This is a genomic window from Cellulomonas sp. T2.31MG-18, from assembly GCF_964266755.1.
Taxonomy (GTDB): domain Bacteria; phylum Actinomycetota; class Actinomycetes; order Actinomycetales; family Cellulomonadaceae; genus Cellulomonas.
The window spans coordinates 513,858-528,260 of the sequence record NZ_CAXWGW010000003.1; the positions used below are offsets into that span (position 1 = coordinate 513,858).

At 69.9% G+C, this 14,403-nt stretch carries 12 protein-coding genes; all 12 read right to left on the reverse strand.

Going from position 1 to position 14,403, the window contains the following annotated elements; translation table 11 throughout:
- Entirely contained in the window at window positions 1–729 is a 729-nt protein-coding gene (locus ACFQTY_RS14565; RefSeq protein ID WP_378101704.1) for a hypothetical protein, read from the reverse strand.
- Window positions 726–2,534 (reverse strand): type IV secretory system conjugative DNA transfer family protein, encoded by a 1,809-nt coding sequence (locus tag ACFQTY_RS14570; protein WP_378101706.1) that lies wholly within the window; start codon window positions 2,532–2,534, stop codon window positions 726–728. Before ACFQTY_RS14570 ends, ACFQTY_RS14565 begins: the two co-directional genes overlap by 4 nt.
- Window positions 2,531–3,631 (reverse strand): DnaB-like helicase N-terminal domain-containing protein, encoded by a 1,101-nt coding sequence (locus tag ACFQTY_RS14575; RefSeq protein ID WP_378101710.1) that lies wholly within the window; start codon window positions 3,629–3,631, stop codon window positions 2,531–2,533. The genes ACFQTY_RS14570 and ACFQTY_RS14575 overlap by 4 nt, the downstream gene beginning before the upstream one ends.
- Window positions 3,631–4,911, reverse strand: coding sequence for a VirB4 family type IV secretion system protein (locus ACFQTY_RS14580; protein WP_378101712.1), 1,281 nt, complete (start codon window positions 4,909–4,911; stop codon window positions 3,631–3,633). Before ACFQTY_RS14580 ends, ACFQTY_RS14575 begins: the two co-directional genes overlap by 1 nt.
- Window positions 4,908–6,329, reverse strand: a complete 1,422-nt coding sequence (locus ACFQTY_RS14585) for an SCO6880 family protein (protein ID WP_378101714.1) — start codon at window positions 6,327–6,329, stop codon at window positions 4,908–4,910. Before ACFQTY_RS14585 ends, ACFQTY_RS14580 begins: the two co-directional genes overlap by 4 nt.
- Window positions 6,326–7,441: a hypothetical protein gene (locus ACFQTY_RS14590; protein ID WP_378101716.1), complete on the reverse strand. Its 1,116-nt coding sequence runs from the start codon at window positions 7,439–7,441 to the stop codon at window positions 6,326–6,328. The genes ACFQTY_RS14585 and ACFQTY_RS14590 overlap by 4 nt, the downstream gene beginning before the upstream one ends.
- 1 nt (window position 7,442) lies before the next feature.
- A complete protein-coding gene (locus tag ACFQTY_RS14595; RefSeq protein WP_378101718.1) occupies window positions 7,443–7,766 on the reverse strand; it encodes a DUF6112 family protein in 324 nt (107 codons plus the stop codon).
- Window positions 7,767–7,953: 187 nt separating this feature from the next.
- Window positions 7,954–8,616 carry a hypothetical protein gene (locus tag ACFQTY_RS14600; protein ID WP_378101719.1) on the reverse strand — a complete coding sequence of 221 codons (663 nt, stop codon included), beginning with the start codon at window positions 8,614–8,616 and terminating at the stop codon, window positions 7,954–7,956.
- The gene (locus ACFQTY_RS14605; protein WP_378101722.1) at window positions 8,613–9,683 is read right to left on the reverse strand and encodes a DUF262 domain-containing protein; all 1,071 of its coding nucleotides are present in this window, start codon (window positions 9,681–9,683) and stop codon (window positions 8,613–8,615) included. Before ACFQTY_RS14605 ends, ACFQTY_RS14600 begins: the two co-directional genes overlap by 4 nt.
- A gap of 277 nt (window positions 9,684–9,960) precedes the next feature.
- Window positions 9,961–10,938 carry a hypothetical protein gene (locus ACFQTY_RS14610; RefSeq protein WP_378101724.1) on the reverse strand — a complete coding sequence of 326 codons (978 nt, stop codon included), beginning with the start codon at window positions 10,936–10,938 and terminating at the stop codon, window positions 9,961–9,963.
- Window positions 10,939–11,093: 155 nt separating this feature from the next.
- Window positions 11,094–14,009 carry a LysM peptidoglycan-binding domain-containing protein gene (locus ACFQTY_RS14615; RefSeq protein ID WP_378101726.1) on the reverse strand — a complete coding sequence of 972 codons (2,916 nt, stop codon included), beginning with the start codon at window positions 14,007–14,009 and terminating at the stop codon, window positions 11,094–11,096.
- Window positions 14,006–14,401 carry a pilus assembly protein TadG-related protein gene (locus ACFQTY_RS14620; protein WP_378101729.1) on the reverse strand — a complete coding sequence of 132 codons (396 nt, stop codon included), beginning with the start codon at window positions 14,399–14,401 and terminating at the stop codon, window positions 14,006–14,008. Before ACFQTY_RS14620 ends, ACFQTY_RS14615 begins: the two co-directional genes overlap by 4 nt.
- Between the last annotated feature and the right edge of the window lie 2 nt (window positions 14,402–14,403).

The window sequence follows — 14,403 nt, forward strand, 5'->3', positions numbered from 1 at the left end:
TCAGCTCCCGGCCGGGACGACTCGCGCTCCGGCGGGGATGAAGGCGCCAGCGCAGACGGGGTCGGACCACCCGAGGTACCCGTGCCCGCCCAGGTACATGGCTTCGAGCCGGGCCAGGGACAGCTGGTAGACGCCGCCGTGGTTGCCGGTGGCGTGGTCGAAGATCTCGTTCGCGGTGACATGGATGGCGTTCGGGTCGCACCGGCCGGGGTCGGCTTGGACGACGAGGGAGACGTGCCCATCGGGGCGGCCGGTGTTGAAGAAGACGAACGAACCCAGGGGCGGGCACGGGTCGCCGGGGTGGGCGTGGCCGGTGGCGAGCATGGCCAGCCAGTGGGTATGGGCGGAGACGTAGCCGGAGTTGGCGTATCCGTAGGCGCGGCAGGCGAGCTGGTCGCAGCGCTGGTACCACCCGCTGGTCACTCCGACGTACGCCAGCCCTGTGCGGACCGCGGCGCTGACGTCGGCGGGTGTGCCGGCGGGGATGGCTGCCGGGGTCGGGCTGGTACCCAGGTCGGGCACGCACGCGCCGCTGGCCGGGCCTGGTGGGTTGGTGGGCCCGGAGTCCGGTACGAGTGCCTCGGCAGTGAAGGTTGCCTCCGGCGTTGGCGATTGGCTGCTCGAGGGGAGGCACCGTTGGGTGCTGGTGCCGACGGACAGGGCGGTCACGGCGGCCAGGGCCGGGACGGTGAGGACGAGCAGGGCGCCGGTCAGGAGCTTGCCGATCATGCGGGTACCTGACTTCCGGTGGCGGTGGCGTGGTCGACGACGGTCCGGTCGGCGGCCAGCTGGGTGGCGTCGCGGCGGGCGGTCCAGGGGTGCAGGTCGATGACGGTGGGTTTGGTCTGCCGCAGCAGCAGCACCCCGGTCCCGAACGGCAGGGTGCGCAGCACGGCGGGGGGCATGACGGGTACGGAGCGCACGGAGGTGGAGGAGGACCGGTCGCCGCCGCGGCCGGCGGTGCGGGTCTCGACGAGCTCGTCGATGTGGCCGAGCAGCTGGGCGACCTCGTCCAGGTCCCGGTACTTGCCCAGCCCGCCGAGGACGACCTTGACCGTGGCGGCGTCCCAGAGGGTGTCGGCCGCGTGCTCGCCCCACCTGTTCCGGGCCTGCGCCAGGGACTGCAATACCGCCAGGGTGGTGATCCCGGACCCGCCGCCTTCGGACATCAGCGACGGCAGCGACGGCAGGGGCGTGAGGTTGGCGATCTCGTCTAGCGCCAGCAGCAGCGGGGGGTCGAGGCGCGCGCCAGGTGCGCGGGCGGCCAGGGCGCGGGCGGACTCGGTGATGTCCTCGACCAAGGCCGCGATCAGCGGGGCGCACGAGGCGGCGGCGACCGACGACGCGAGCAGGTACAGGGTGCCGGACTCGCGCAGGAACGTGGCCGGGTCGAACTCGGTGCCCGGTTTGGGGTCCAGGGCCGCCAGGACGTCCGGGGCGGCCAGGGCGCTGAGCGCTTGGCGGACCGCGAGCCAGATGGAGTCGCGGGTGCGCGGGTCGCAGTGGACGACCGTGTCGAGGGCATCGGCCCATCCTTCGGCCGGAGACGAGCGGGTCAGGATGGCGATCGCGTCTTCGGCCAGTGCCGGGTTCAGGGACCAGCGGTACAGGTCGATGGTGCGTCGCCCGTCCAGGGCGGCGGCGTGCAGCAGGCAGCGCAGAGCCGTCTCGGTCTGCCCGGCCCAGAAGTCCGCGTCCGTGACGGACTTGCCCAGGCCGGCGCCGGCGGCCAGCCCGCGGGCGCGGACCATCGCAGTGTGCGGCTCCTCGCACCCGCGGATCGGGGACCAGGCCAGTCCCCCGGCCAGGCCGGCGAGGTGCTGGGGGTCGAAGATCGCGACCGGTCCGGTGTGCCGCCGCCGCGCGCGCAGGGTGACGGCGAGGGTGTCGGGGCGGGTCGAGGTGGTCACGACCGGGCCGGGGGCGTCCAGAACCCACGGGATCACCAGGTGCAGGCCCTTGCCCATCCGGGGTGGGCCGACCAGCAGGACCGAGTCCTCGACCGTGCACCACAGGTCACGCCCACGCAGGGCTCCCAGCCGGTACCCGACCTCGCGAGGCTCGGCGCGCTTGTCCAGGGAGGGTCGGACGATGGCGGCGCGTGCCCGCAAGGCGCGAGCGTCCGCGGCCCGGTGCACCTCGGCAGGGTGGGCGGTGCCGGGCAGGTGCCGCAGCCGGTTCGCCTCGCTGCCCGCCCCGGACAGTCGCCGATAGGTCCGCCGACCGGCGACGGCGAGGACGGCGACGAGCGCCAGAACCACCGCGGTCCCGGACCAGTAGGCAACCGGTCCCGGCAGCTGACTGCGGTCCGGCCACGCGACGGCTGGGTCGCCGGCGTGCGCGAGGGAGGTCAGGGCGGGCAGCAGTCCCGCGTCAGGCGCCCCGCGCCCGGTCAGTGCGCACCCGACCCACGCGCCGGTCCAGATCAACCCCGCGATCACGAGCAGTCCACCGAGCGCAGCCAGCGCCCACCCGGTCAGATCAACCCCGCCGCCGGTGAACCCTTGGCGGTTGACCGGTGGCCGGGCGCTCATCGGGCGAGCTCCTGGGCGCGGGCCACGGCAGGCATGGCGACGACGCGGGCGGTCGTGTCGTGGTCGACGGGGAGAGCTGCTGCGGTGCGGCGCAGGGCGTTGGTGAGGGTGTGGCCGGTGTCGACGAGGTCTCCGATGAGCACGCCGGGGTTGGCGGCGGCTTGCTGCAGCTGGTGGGCGCCGGTGTCGGCCAGGCGGCGGGCCTGGTCGGTGGCGACCGTGCGGGCCGTGACCGTCGGGAAGGCGTACCAGCCGGCCTCGACGGCCTGGCCCAGCTCCTCCAGCGACGGCAGGGCGGGGCCGTGCTGCGCGTGCTGGCGGGCGGCCCATGCGACGCTGACCAGGTCGATGGGTTCACCCAGCTCGGTCAGCTCGATCGTCGTGCCGTAGATCAGCCGCCACCCCGGATCGGCGATTGCGGCGATCGGCAACCACGAGGCGACCTGCGCGACGGTCTCGGGGTGGGCGATCAGGGCGCCGACGAGCTCGACGACGTGGCTGCGCTCAGCGTCGACGTCTCGCCCCGGGTGGGCATCCAGGTAGCGGGCGGCACCCTCCTGCGCCTCGCCGTTGCGGAACGCCGCACGCAGCGCCAACGGCACGACGTTGTCCTGCCGCTGTGGGGCGCCGGTGGCGGCGGCCCAGCGGCTGGCGGCGGCGTCCAGGCCGACGTCGACCAGGTTGCACGTGGTGGTCAGCGGCACGCTGGTGCGGTCGGCCGCGGACTGCACCGCGGCGGCCCGCAGCAGCACCCCCAGGCCGACGAGCTCGCGTCGCAGTCCCGTGTCCAGCACCATCCGCGCGTACGCCAGGGTGTTCGGTGTGTAGGGAGTGGCAGTGATCAGCGCTGCGAACCGCGGCCGGTCCGCCAGCCGTGCGCCGAGCCGGTCGACGAGCGCGTCGGCCATCGCCTGCGGGTGAACGGGCTCCCCCGCGACCTGCCGTTCGATCACCCCCGTGTAGAGAGCACGGTGCCAGGTGTCCGCGAAGTCCCCCGGCCGCAACCAGCCGCGCATCTCCTCGACCGGGGTGGGGTCGTCCATCAGGCCGCGCAGCAGCGACCGTTCGGCCAGCTGCTCGACGTCGGATCGCAGCATCAGGACCACCCCCCGGCGCGCATGGCGGCATCGGTGTCGACCAGCGGCTCCTCGATGGGCAGCAGCACGTGCTGCACGATGTGGCTGCGGCCGGGTAGCTTCCACAGCCCGGTGCCGCGGGACAGCAGCGGCAGCAGCTCCCGCTCGGGTTCGGTCAGCCCGAGGGATGCCGCCGCGGCGGGCAGCTGGTCGGCCTCCTGCCGGTAGATCACCCGGGTCGAGCAGTCGGCCAGCAGCCCCTCGGCCAGCGCCCGGGCCTCGGACCCGCGGTGGCCGACGGCGTCCAGGTCGGACAGGCGGTGCAGCACGAGGAGGTTGGCGATCCCGTAGGCCCGGGACAGCTTCCACTGCGCCTGCATGCGCCGGATGAGTCCGGGGTGGCGCAGGAGCCGCCATGCCTCGTCGTAGATCACCCACCGTGGGTTCGTCGAGGAGGCCAAGGCGCCCTCGACCCACGCGGCGGCGCATGTGGACGCGATCGCCAGGGCGTCGTCGTCGGACCCCAACGCTGACAGGTCGAGCACCACCATCGGTGCGGCCGGATCCAGGATGGCGGTGGTCGGGGCGTCGAACAGGCCGGCCAGGTCCCCCGAGACGAGGCGGCGCAGTCCGTGGACCAGGTCCCGGCCGTCGGCGGCGCGGTCTTGCACGCGCAGCCCGTCCGCCCGGGCCAGGCGCGGGTCGGGAATCGCCAGGGCGTCGACGACGTCGCGGAGCGTGATCGCGCCTTGCCCGGCGAGGTGGGTGAGGGCGGCGTCCAGGGCGCTGTGCTCGGCGGCGGACAGGTCCCGGTGCAGCGTTGCTGACGCGACGCCGGCCAGCAGCTGCGCCCGCAGAGCGTGCCGGTCCTCGCCGAGGACGTCCAGCGCGTTCAGCCGGGTCGGTGCACCCGGTCCGAGGCGAAGGACGGTGCCGCCGACCGCTTCGGCGACGACGGCCCATTCCCCCTTCGGGTCCCCGGGCACGTAGACGGTCCGGCCGGCGGCGATCGAGCGCAGCGCCAGCGACTTGGCCAGGGCGGACTTGCCTTGCCCGATCACCCCGGCGAGCAGCATGTTGGGGTTGGTCAGGGTCCCGTCGGCGTACTGGGTCCATGGGTCGACGCAGAACGGGCCGCCGCTGAGCAGGTCCACCCCCACTGGAACGCCCTGATCCACCGACTGCGGGGCCAGGAACGGGTACGCCCCCGCCAGGACCGCTGAGGACGCGCGGTGCGCGGGCAGCCGCAGCGCCGGCCCGGCCGAGTAGCGGCCGGGGTGGCCGCGGAACCGGGCGCTCACAGCACACCCCGGGCCAGCGGAAGGGCACCGGCGAGGAAGGCGGAACCTTGTTGGCCGACCAGGCGTCGGACCTCGCACATCGCCTGCGCGGCGGACGTCTCCAGCGCCACGCACCGGTCCTCCAGCTCAGCCTCGCTGCTCGCCGAGACCGTGACGAGGCCGGTGAAGCGCAGGTCGCCGTGGCCGGCGACGAGCTCGGCCTCGCGACGTTGCAGGTCGGCCACCTCGGCCCGGGTCGCCTCGTCCTCGATCTGGCCGATCCGCTGCCGCTGGGCGGCGTCGGCGGCGTGCTCGACCTTCGCCTTGCGGATCTCCCGCAACGCGCGCACGGTCGACAGCGGCTCAGCGATCACGCTCAGAACGCGAGTGCCGGTATCGCCCAGCAGCAGCGGCTGCAAGAACGCGGAGTGGGTTGCGGACCGCGGCCACTCGCTGACCCAGTACGTGGCGTGGAACGCCGTCCCGACGGCCAGTGACGCCCAACGCTCGGCGGCCCCGGGCACCGGCGGCACCGGCCGGGCGGGGAGGCCCTCGTGGCGTGCGGCCGCCGCCGGGTCGTAGGCGCTGGCCAGCAACTCGGCCAGGGCGGCCGTGTCGAGCCAGGCGGATGGGTTCAGGTCGGCGGCCCGCATCGACGCAGCGACGGCGCCGAACTGCGCGACGACGGGCTCAAGGCCTCCCCCGGGACCGCGCCGGTGGCCGCGAGGAAGACGAGCCGCGACTGCGAGCAACGTCTGCCGGCGACGGGTGGCCAGGAAGCCGTCGTCGAACATGGCGGCCACCGCGTCCGCGATCGGGCTCCCACTGGTGCCTCGGTGCTCGCGCCACCACTGCCGCGCCGGGCTGAGGCCACCGGGAACGGTCCGCACCAGGATCTGGACCCGGACGATCGACGACTGCTGGCACACGCCGGCCAGCACCCGCCCCCACCCGCCGACCTTGTGCTCCTGCATCGAACCGTCATCCATGAGGAACCCCGACGCGTTCGCGGCCAGAACCGCCGTCACGGTCCCCACCCGCCGGTCGACGATCAGCACGCCGCCGAGTCGGGGATCCTCGACCAGCTCGACGTTTCCAGCCACGCCGGGCAGCACGAGCTTGCTGGGGAGGGCTGCGGTGCGGGTGCTCTGCGCCCGGGTCGTCGACCCGAGGAGCCGACGACCCAGCCACGCGGCCACAAGCGGGAGCCAGCCCACCAGCGGGCGGCCGCCGACGGAGACAGTGCCCACCACCAGCAGCACCACCCACACCGGAGCCGACAGGAGCAGGGCCCCGCTACCGGCCGAGTAGACCGCGGTCACCGCGACGGCGGCGGCCACACCGATGACGACCAGCTGAGAAGCCGACAGGCCGAGCAGGACGCCACGACGCTCGAGCCGACCAAAGACCGTCCCCGGCCCGGACTGCGACGCGCTCATCGATCCTCACCACCCGTCGAGGGCCTCACCGCGGTCGGTGGCTGCGCCGGCGGACGGAGCGCGCGCGCGCCCCCGGCCACTGCCCCTGCGCCTCGGGCCGCACCGGCGGCGCTGCCCGCACCGCCGGTGGCCGCGGACAGCGCCACGTGCTGGGCCGCAAGCTTGGTGGTATTCGCCGCCGACTGCCCGACCCGGCTGATCGGGTTCGCGGCCATGTTGGCGTGCATCACGGTCGCGGCCTCCAGCCCCGACCAGTGCACGAACCGCCACGTCAACCACGGCGCCCAGATCGCGATCGCCAGCAGCAGCACGCCAACGAGCAGGTCGGACAACCCCGGGCTGTCGGTGCTGGCCGTCGCTGAGTCGGCGGTCGGCCCGGTGCCGGAGAACGCGGAGGCGCCCACGACGAACGTGACGACGATGACGACCTTGCAGAACACCAGCGCGGCGACGACCTCCAGCCACCGCCGCGTCCACACCCGCGTCTGGTCCCACGCCGACCCCGCGAACGCGAGCGGGGCGAACACCGCCACCAAGATCAGCGCCGCCTTGCGGAACAGCAGCACACCCCACAGCAGCACGAACCCGACCATCAACAGCAGCCCAAGCAGCAGCTGTAGCGCCGGCGACAAGCCCGTCAGGAAGCTGAACCGGAAGAACCGCGCCGCGGCCGAGCCGACCGTGTAGCCGGCAGAGCCGGCGATGTACCCACAGAGAGCATCGACCAGGGTGAGGGCCACCTGGGTGAGGGCCAACGCCAGGGCGGCGCCCAGCACGGCCTTGCCAACACCGACGACAGCTCGCGCTAGACCACGCGGCTCACGCCGCAGCACCGAGGTCAGGACCTGGATGACGAACAAACCGACGACCGCCGGTAGCGCGATCGAGGCGATCACCGCGACGTTCGCCCGGAACCAGGTCGCACCGAGGTCGATCGCCGTCGTCGCATCCAACGCCGTCAGCGCGAGCTGGCCCACCTCGGCCGCGCTGGCGACGAACGCCGATCCCAGACCGCCGAGGACGTAGTCGGATGCCGCGCCCTGCACGGCGTCGGTGACCTGGCAGACCAGATCCAACGGACCGGAGCACACGTTCATGACCACGGCGGCCACGTCAGATCCGCCCACCCATGGCGGAGAAGAACGCCACGATCGCGTTCGCCCCACCGATCAGCAGTGCACCACCCGCCGACACCAGCACGCCCGTCTTCGCGCCGGAGGCGTACCCGTAGTTGCCCTGCTGGCGGGCAACCGCCCACGTGATCACCGAGATCACCAAGCCAGCGACACACGCAACGAGGCCCCAGGTCAGGAGCGCCCCGACGATCTGACGCAACACCGCCAGTCCCGGGAGACCGCTGTCGTTGGGCGTGATCCCGGGGTCAGCGGCAGGAACCAGGAGCAGTAGCTTCACGGACGACTTCATGGCGCACCCCATGCCAGTCCAGGGCACCCACCCGCAGGGAGCCTCTACTAGCGGGAGTGCGCTCGCTGCTGCAACACGCGACGCTCAGCGTCAAGGCGAGTCTCCTCACCCGCCCGGTGACGCAGTCGGGAACAGGCGACCGTCGGCGTTCGCGCGCCGGACAACCGCCGGTGCACACGGGAGACTTACCGAGGCCAATTCATCTCGTGATACGAAAGAAGTCACGGGTTGCCGCCAATCCCTCAACTCTAGCGAGAAAACCCGTCCAGGCGTCGCGCCAATCAGAAATTAACGACCGAATCTCTAATTCAGTATAGTTGCGCCCGACAGCTTCGGGGGTCAGCCGGCCGTGCGCGATACCATTTCGGTCGTTGACAACGGAATCGATCTGCGGCCAGATCTTCGATAGCGACACCTCAGGGTTAGGAACCCCGAACGTTCGGCACCAGACAACGATCTGCGATCTGCGGAAATACGAACCGTCGTTTGGGAAGCCGTTAGTGTTGATCGACCCTGGTCGGTCGGATGCTCCCGCCGCCCGGATTAGGTCCGGGAGCGCGCTAACAAATACCTTCTTCTCGGAGACGTTTCGCAGAGACTGCACGGCGCTATCGATCGCGAACATCCGAAACCCAGGCCGTAGTCGTCGGTTGCTCACCCCGCACCGCACGGCCCCCTCCAACAGGGTCCGGGTCAGGCCAGTTAGCAAGTTCTCGTAGGAAGCAAAGAGCAGTAGCACCGCAAGTCCCCTGGCCTCGCGGGACACGCCCGAACCAAGATCAGGGTGGGTCGCGTCGATCAGACGCATGGCGGTCGCGATTCGCTCATCAAGATCGGCGACGTGGATCTGGACGCTTATCATCTGCCTGCAATAAACCGATCGCGTGCGAACTCGACGCGGCCCACCACGCGCTTCTTGTCGTTAGTCGCCCCGGTGGTCAGTCTCCGAAATTCTTCGGACTCGATCCAGCCGACATCCTGGCTGCCGCCCGCAAGACCTCGCGACTCGAGCGCGAGCGCGGCTCCGACAGCTACGGCCTCAAACACGTTCACCGGCGTAATCGACCTCGGGCCACGGTGGATGCCCGCTGGGAACAGAGCCTCTAGGAAGGTGAATGTTTGCTCGAACAACCCGCGCCGCTCTTCCACGCTATGGTGCTCATCCGCATCCGCACAGTAGTCGTTCAGGAAGTCCTTAACGGAGTGGTCAAATAGCCTATAGCGTTCGTGAAAAGCGAAGAATCGAAGCACAAACTCTTGGGGGGTGCCATCTCTCTGCTTGCCGACCTGCAGATTCACAACGGACCGGAACTTCCTACTGTCAGCCAACTCGGTCAAGAGGTCCATGAAGGGTCCGGCAAAGACTGCCTCACGCACCTCCTGATCTGTCAACCGGACGCCTCCGGTATTGAGACGCTCGAAGAGATCGAACCGTACCTGAACGTCACTCTTGTCGTTGAGTACAATCACTTTCACAGGTCGATCGAGGAGACCGTCGCGAATGTCAGTCGGAAGTTCGTCCGCACCTAAGCCATCGAAGGACCTCAGAATATCGAGTTGGCGAAGCCGTAGAGGGCCGTCATCTAGTCGGGCCACTTCCCGCGTCCCGGAGTCGCCGAGGAAGTTCGTCATCGAGAGCAGACGCTGTAGACCGTCGACAACCTCCCAATTCTGCCCTTCTCCAGGCTCGACATTCGTCGCCATGAAGAGCGGTGGAACTGGGATGCCGAGGATGATGGACTCGATGAGCCTGGACTGACGCTCCGCCCCCCAACGGAACTGACGTTGATAGGCAGGCGAGATCTCTATCCGACCGCGGGCCACACGGCGAACAAGCTCGTCCACGGTGATGTCATAGGTGTCGAAGTCGACCTTACGACGTTGCTGCTGAAGCTCTTCGCGCATCTTCGCAGGATCAACATGGGCCATAGCGTTCACCTTAGTGGGGTAGCGCCGCCCAGCCTGGCGTCATCTAGCACGAGTCCTCATTGCTCGCGCGTGGCTTGCTGGCCCGGCGCGCAGCGGGTCCTGCCCGGGCATCCTCATCAGCGCCGTTCAGCGATGTCGCATCTCGTTGCGGGCTCAGGATCAACCGGGGCGGTGGGCGACACGGCGCGCTTGCCGACTTGATCGGGCGCCAAGCTCACGGCGCAAGAGAGTTGCCGAACGACGGTGTAGCCCGCGATAGGGCCTGGCCTGACCGAACTCAGGATCCCTCCTTCGCCGTCTCTAGATGAAACGCGTCAGCGAAGAGATCCCACCAGGCGCGGTGGAATGATTCCATGCGGCGAACTAGCGCATCGAGTGCGGCTCGCGACTGTCGAGCCAAGTCCGCCACCGTGACGTCTCCCTCCTCGTAAGGAGGTAGCAGCTCGTGGCCAAACGACACCACGCCAGCGGCGGCTAATCTTTGCGTTACGGTTGGCATGCCCAGGGCAATGCCGGTCACACCGGGCGATTCGCCACGCCAGCGGTGATACTGAGCGTTGCGTAGCAGGAACAAGGACACCACATCGGGGTCTCTCCTTATGGCTTCAATAGCCTCCGCGAGCGCGATTGCAGAGCCTCCGCGGTCTGCCGCGACGGCCGCTATCGCCGACATCTTCTCAAGATCGAGAGAGATCCAAGCTTTGGGTATCGACGAGCCAGGAGCGAAGTCATTCGGCTTGACGATGCCAAACTGTCGAAGTTCTTTTGCATCCAACGGGCGGGCGAACTCCAGCGAACGAAGCACCAGGTTCCCAAGTCCGTGCAGTCCCACCACGAGTGCGTTCGCCTGACCTTCAGCAAAGAACCTGAGGCTGCGCAAGTAGTGGGCCCTGCGGGCAGGTCGACTGTCGTCCGAAACGCTAGGGTCGTTGGGTAGCCCGTCCAGCGCCGACTGGCATATAGCCTTCTCGACCTCCGCCTCGATTGCCACGAGCACCTGCTCGGCGACCACGCCGAAGATGCCGTGCGTCTCAAGCACCCAGCGGGCGCCCGCTTGGCCACTTAGAGCACCGTGCATGTCGTTGACTACGGCGAAACTCCTTTGGTGCTGCCACTCAAACGCCCGCATTCTCGCTTCAGTGAGGCCGAGAATGTCGAGCGGCGGTGGCGCGATCACATGCAAATCGACGGCGATCCGCTGTGCCAGGACGCTTGACGGTGCGACGCGCTCCGGAACCCTTGGCACGCTAGTCATGCCGAGAGGATGCCAGGCCTCGGCCGATCTGGCTAGGGTCCGGGCCCCCGCTTGTTGTTAGGTTCGCGTGCGATCACGTTCGACATCAGGCGAAGACGGCGGCAGGGTCGACCAACAGAACTTCGATTGAACGGATCCCGAGCGTCAAGCCAATATCAGGTCAATTCAGGGTCGAGTCTCACCATGAACTCAGTGAACCGGCGCCGAAGTTCCCCGGCCGCGCCTGGCCCTGAACTTGCCTCGGTGGCTGTGAGGGCAATCGCCTGTAGCTCCTCGGAACACGGCTCGCACAGCATTCCGAGGGTCGCGACTGTGAGCGCGTCTCGATATCGTTTCGCTTCGAGGTGAATCCGCGCGAGGAGCCCGGCCGCGTCGGCGATGACACTGATCATTGTCTGAATGTCATGGTCGGCCCAGACGTAAGCCCCCGGTGATATCCCCCTAAACGGACGGTCGCGTACCAATGTCATCGCGGCGGCGAGTTTATCTAGGCGCTGCTCCCCGTCGAGCGCCACGCCTTGCGCGACGAGGCGCTGGAAGCTGTCCCAGTCCGTCTCGATACCCTCCCCGAGTCGGAAGAGCCCGTCGATACCTACCGGGGGCAGCACGTCGTCGCCGAGCCGTTCTCGCGCCCTACGGATGAAGACGTTGCGGGTGTTGGCGTTCCCTCGTTCGCCCTTCCAGATCATCTCGTCGAGATCGGGGCCTGAGGCGGGGCCGTGGAGGGCTAGGTACACGAGCAGCTCGACGGTCCGGGCGGTGAGCGGTCGCCCACCAGTGCCCTCCACTTGGATCGGGCCCAAGAGGTTGAGTCTGCAACCCGCCGCCGTGGGGTTTGGCTCGCTGACAACGGGGTGGGCTGTGCGTAGCGCCGCGACGTCCTCCTGCGCGCGGGTCGCCAGAGCTCCGTTGGCGGGGTGTGGTTCGGGTGGCAGGGAGGTGATGAGCAGGTCACGCAGGTGGTCGGTCTGTTCCTGGGTCATCCGCTGGGGTCGGAAGCTGATGTCGAGCGGCTCGAGCCTGGCACGTCCCGCAGGGTCGACTCGGATGTTCCAGGCATCGTCTACGTCTTGACGGGTCAGGGTGACCACGCCGCTCCATGGTGGGCTCGGGGGTGCGGTCAGGCTCGCTTCGATGAAGACGATCGGCAGCCAGAGGTCGTCCATCTCGCGGTGTGCGCGTGCCTGCAGGACGTCGGCGAGGCCCCGCCTGGCAAGCAGGCCGGCGACCGACTCGGCCCATCCGAAGCGGTCGTCGCGTTCGTCGGTGACGCGCAGCCGGAAGTCTTCGAAGGCGTCGGTAAGGTCCGCGAGCATTTCGTCGGTGTGAAGGGCGAGCTGGCTGGCCAGGTCGGAGGTGGCCGCCTCCATGACCAGTGCGCGCAGCGCCTCGCCGGCGGCGGTGTCGTCACCGACGAGAGTCAGTGTTCCGGCTGCCTCGAGGTTCAGGATGAGGGTCGCGTCGTCCGTGTGGCCAAGGGTGACGAGCAGCGGGTACGGAGTGCCCTGTGCGGGGTCGTCGATGGGTTCCTCGGTAGCTACGTCGGCCGTCGGTGCGACCCAGGCGCGCGGGTTCGTCGCGGTAAACGGCGCTACCGCGTCGGGCAAGTCCTCAAGAAGCAGCAGGGTCAGGTGGTGTTCGTCGAGGAGGAGTGCTGCCACTCGCGGGAGTTGGCGGCCGGCGTCGAAGCAGCGGCACGCGACGTTGTGCAAGGTAGTGCGGATCGCGTCGATGCTGACGGGGGTGGCGGCGGTGCGCAGGGCGCGTTCGGCGGAGGCTGCAGCTGAGGTGGGCTCGGGCATGGGGATGGTCTCCCCCACGCGCCGGGCTCGTTGTTGCAGATGTCGGCGGCGGGCGATCTCGCCCACGATACCGGCGGCGCCGAGGGCTGCCAGGCCGAGGAACCAGGTGCTCGCCGCTCGACGCTCGTCCTCAAGCGCAGGGGCGGAGGACGTGCCGGTTGCAGGCTTCTGCGCCGCGCCGTTCGTCATGACGGGGGCTGGTGAGGGCGTCCGGGCTGGTGTCGGGGCGGGCTTGGCCGTCGTTGCGGGCGAGGGCGCCGGCGATGGGGAAAGGACTGGCCCTACTCCTGACTCGGCCTTCGGCTGCTGCTGCGGGGTTTCGGGCACCGATGCAGCGGTCGGCAGACGTAGGACCCAGCCTGGTCGCAGGACGTCGGCGTCGGAGAGGTGACCTCCGTCGGCCTGGGTGATCCCGGCGTTGAGGGTGGAGATCTCGGAATAGCGGTGGCCGTCGCCGAGGTAGTTGGCGGCGATGCTCCAGAGGGTGTCTCCCGGCTTCACGACGACGGACGCACCCCCAGCAGCGGAGGCGACGGTCCGCACCACGGGCGGGAGGTCCGTGGCGTCGGCGGGGAGCAGGAGCGTCCAGCCCGGCTTGATGAAGTCCGCGTCGCGTAGCTGCGCACCGTCGGGCTGGGTCCGGCCGGTATTCAGTTCCCGGATCTCCGTGTAGCGCAGGGGGTCGCCGAGGTGGCGCTCAGCCAGGTCCCACAGCGTGTCTCCGCGGTGGACTGTGATCGACGGCAGCGCTGCAGGCGGTGCCGTGGCGGCGGGCGCGGGCGTCGTTGTCGGTGCGGCCGGTGCGGCGACTGGCGCGGTGTCTGCGGGCGCAACTGGGGTGAGGGTGGCGACCAGCGTGCTGGCGGCGGCGGGGCTGGCCGGTGTGGTGATTGCGCTCGCCGTGGCGACCAGGAGGCTTGCGGTGGCGACCAGGCGCGTCGCGGTGCGCTGCAGACCACTCAGCATCGGGACCCGCGGCGCGTGCACGCGTCGCGCGGAGGCGGCGAGCTCGATGAGGACCGAGCCGGTGAACGCGGCCCAGGCGATCCAGGCGACGGCGCCGAGCACGGCCAAGAGGAGGGACCCGTCGTCCGGTGACATGACCCGGTCCCACAGCTGCCCCCACGTCGGGACCTGGTCGGGCAGGTAGACCGGCGCGAGGGCGACCAAGGCGGCCGGGACGCCGGCGACGAAGCCGAGCAGCGCCACGGCCGCGCCGAGCCCTCGGGCGAGATCTGCGCGGGTGGGGCGGGTGCGGGCTGTGGTCATGTGCCACCTCCGGTGATGGCTCCGACGAGGACGGCTTGGGCGTGCGCGGTGACGGTCATCTGGTCGATGCCGATGAGCGAGAGGAATGCAGTGGGTGTGGTGCGGGTGACGGTGACGCTCAGGCGGGTGCGGTCGGCGGAGACCTCGACGGTGCCGGTGACTCCGGCTGCGGTGAGGTAGTGCTCGGCGGCTTGGACGGCTTGCGTGCGGTCGACGTGGCCGGTGATTCCGGCGGTGGCGGCGGCGGTGTCGAGGGCTTGGCCGCCGGCTCGGGCGGCTTCGGCAGCGGTGGCGGTGGCCTGCTGGGTGGCGCGCAGCTTGGCGCCGCCGTCGGCGACCAGGCCGAGCAGGACCAGCAGCCCGAGGGCACTGATCGCGAAGAACACGGTCACCG

Bases quoted from the DNA above. Each gene is read 5' to 3' on its own strand.
- ACFQTY_RS14615 (WP_378101726.1), bottom strand. From the start codon at position 14,009: ATGACCACAGCCCGCACCCGCCCCACCCGCGCAGATCTCGCCCGAGGG.
- ACFQTY_RS14565 (WP_378101704.1), bottom strand. From the start codon at position 729: ATGATCGGCAAGCTCCTGACCGGCGCCCTGCTCGTCCTCACCGTCCCG.
- ACFQTY_RS14595 (WP_378101718.1), bottom strand. From the start codon at position 7,766: ATGGGGTGCGCCATGAAGTCGTCCGTGAAGCTACTGCTCCTGGTTCCT.
- ACFQTY_RS14600 (WP_378101719.1), bottom strand. From the start codon at position 8,616: ATGATAAGCGTCCAGATCCACGTCGCCGATCTTGATGAGCGAATCGCG.
- ACFQTY_RS14575 (WP_378101710.1), bottom strand. From the start codon at position 3,631: ATGCTGCGATCCGACGTCGAGCAGCTGGCCGAACGGTCGCTGCTGCGC.
- ACFQTY_RS14605 (WP_378101722.1), bottom strand. From the start codon at position 9,683: ATGGCCCATGTTGATCCTGCGAAGATGCGCGAAGAGCTTCAGCAGCAA.
- ACFQTY_RS14610 (WP_378101724.1), bottom strand. From the start codon at position 10,938: ATGACTAGCGTGCCAAGGGTTCCGGAGCGCGTCGCACCGTCAAGCGTC.
- ACFQTY_RS14570 (WP_378101706.1), bottom strand. From the start codon at position 2,534: ATGAGCGCCCGGCCACCGGTCAACCGCCAAGGGTTCACCGGCGGCGGG.
- ACFQTY_RS14585 (WP_378101714.1), bottom strand. From the start codon at position 6,329: ATGAGCGCGTCGCAGTCCGGGCCGGGGACGGTCTTTGGTCGGCTCGAG.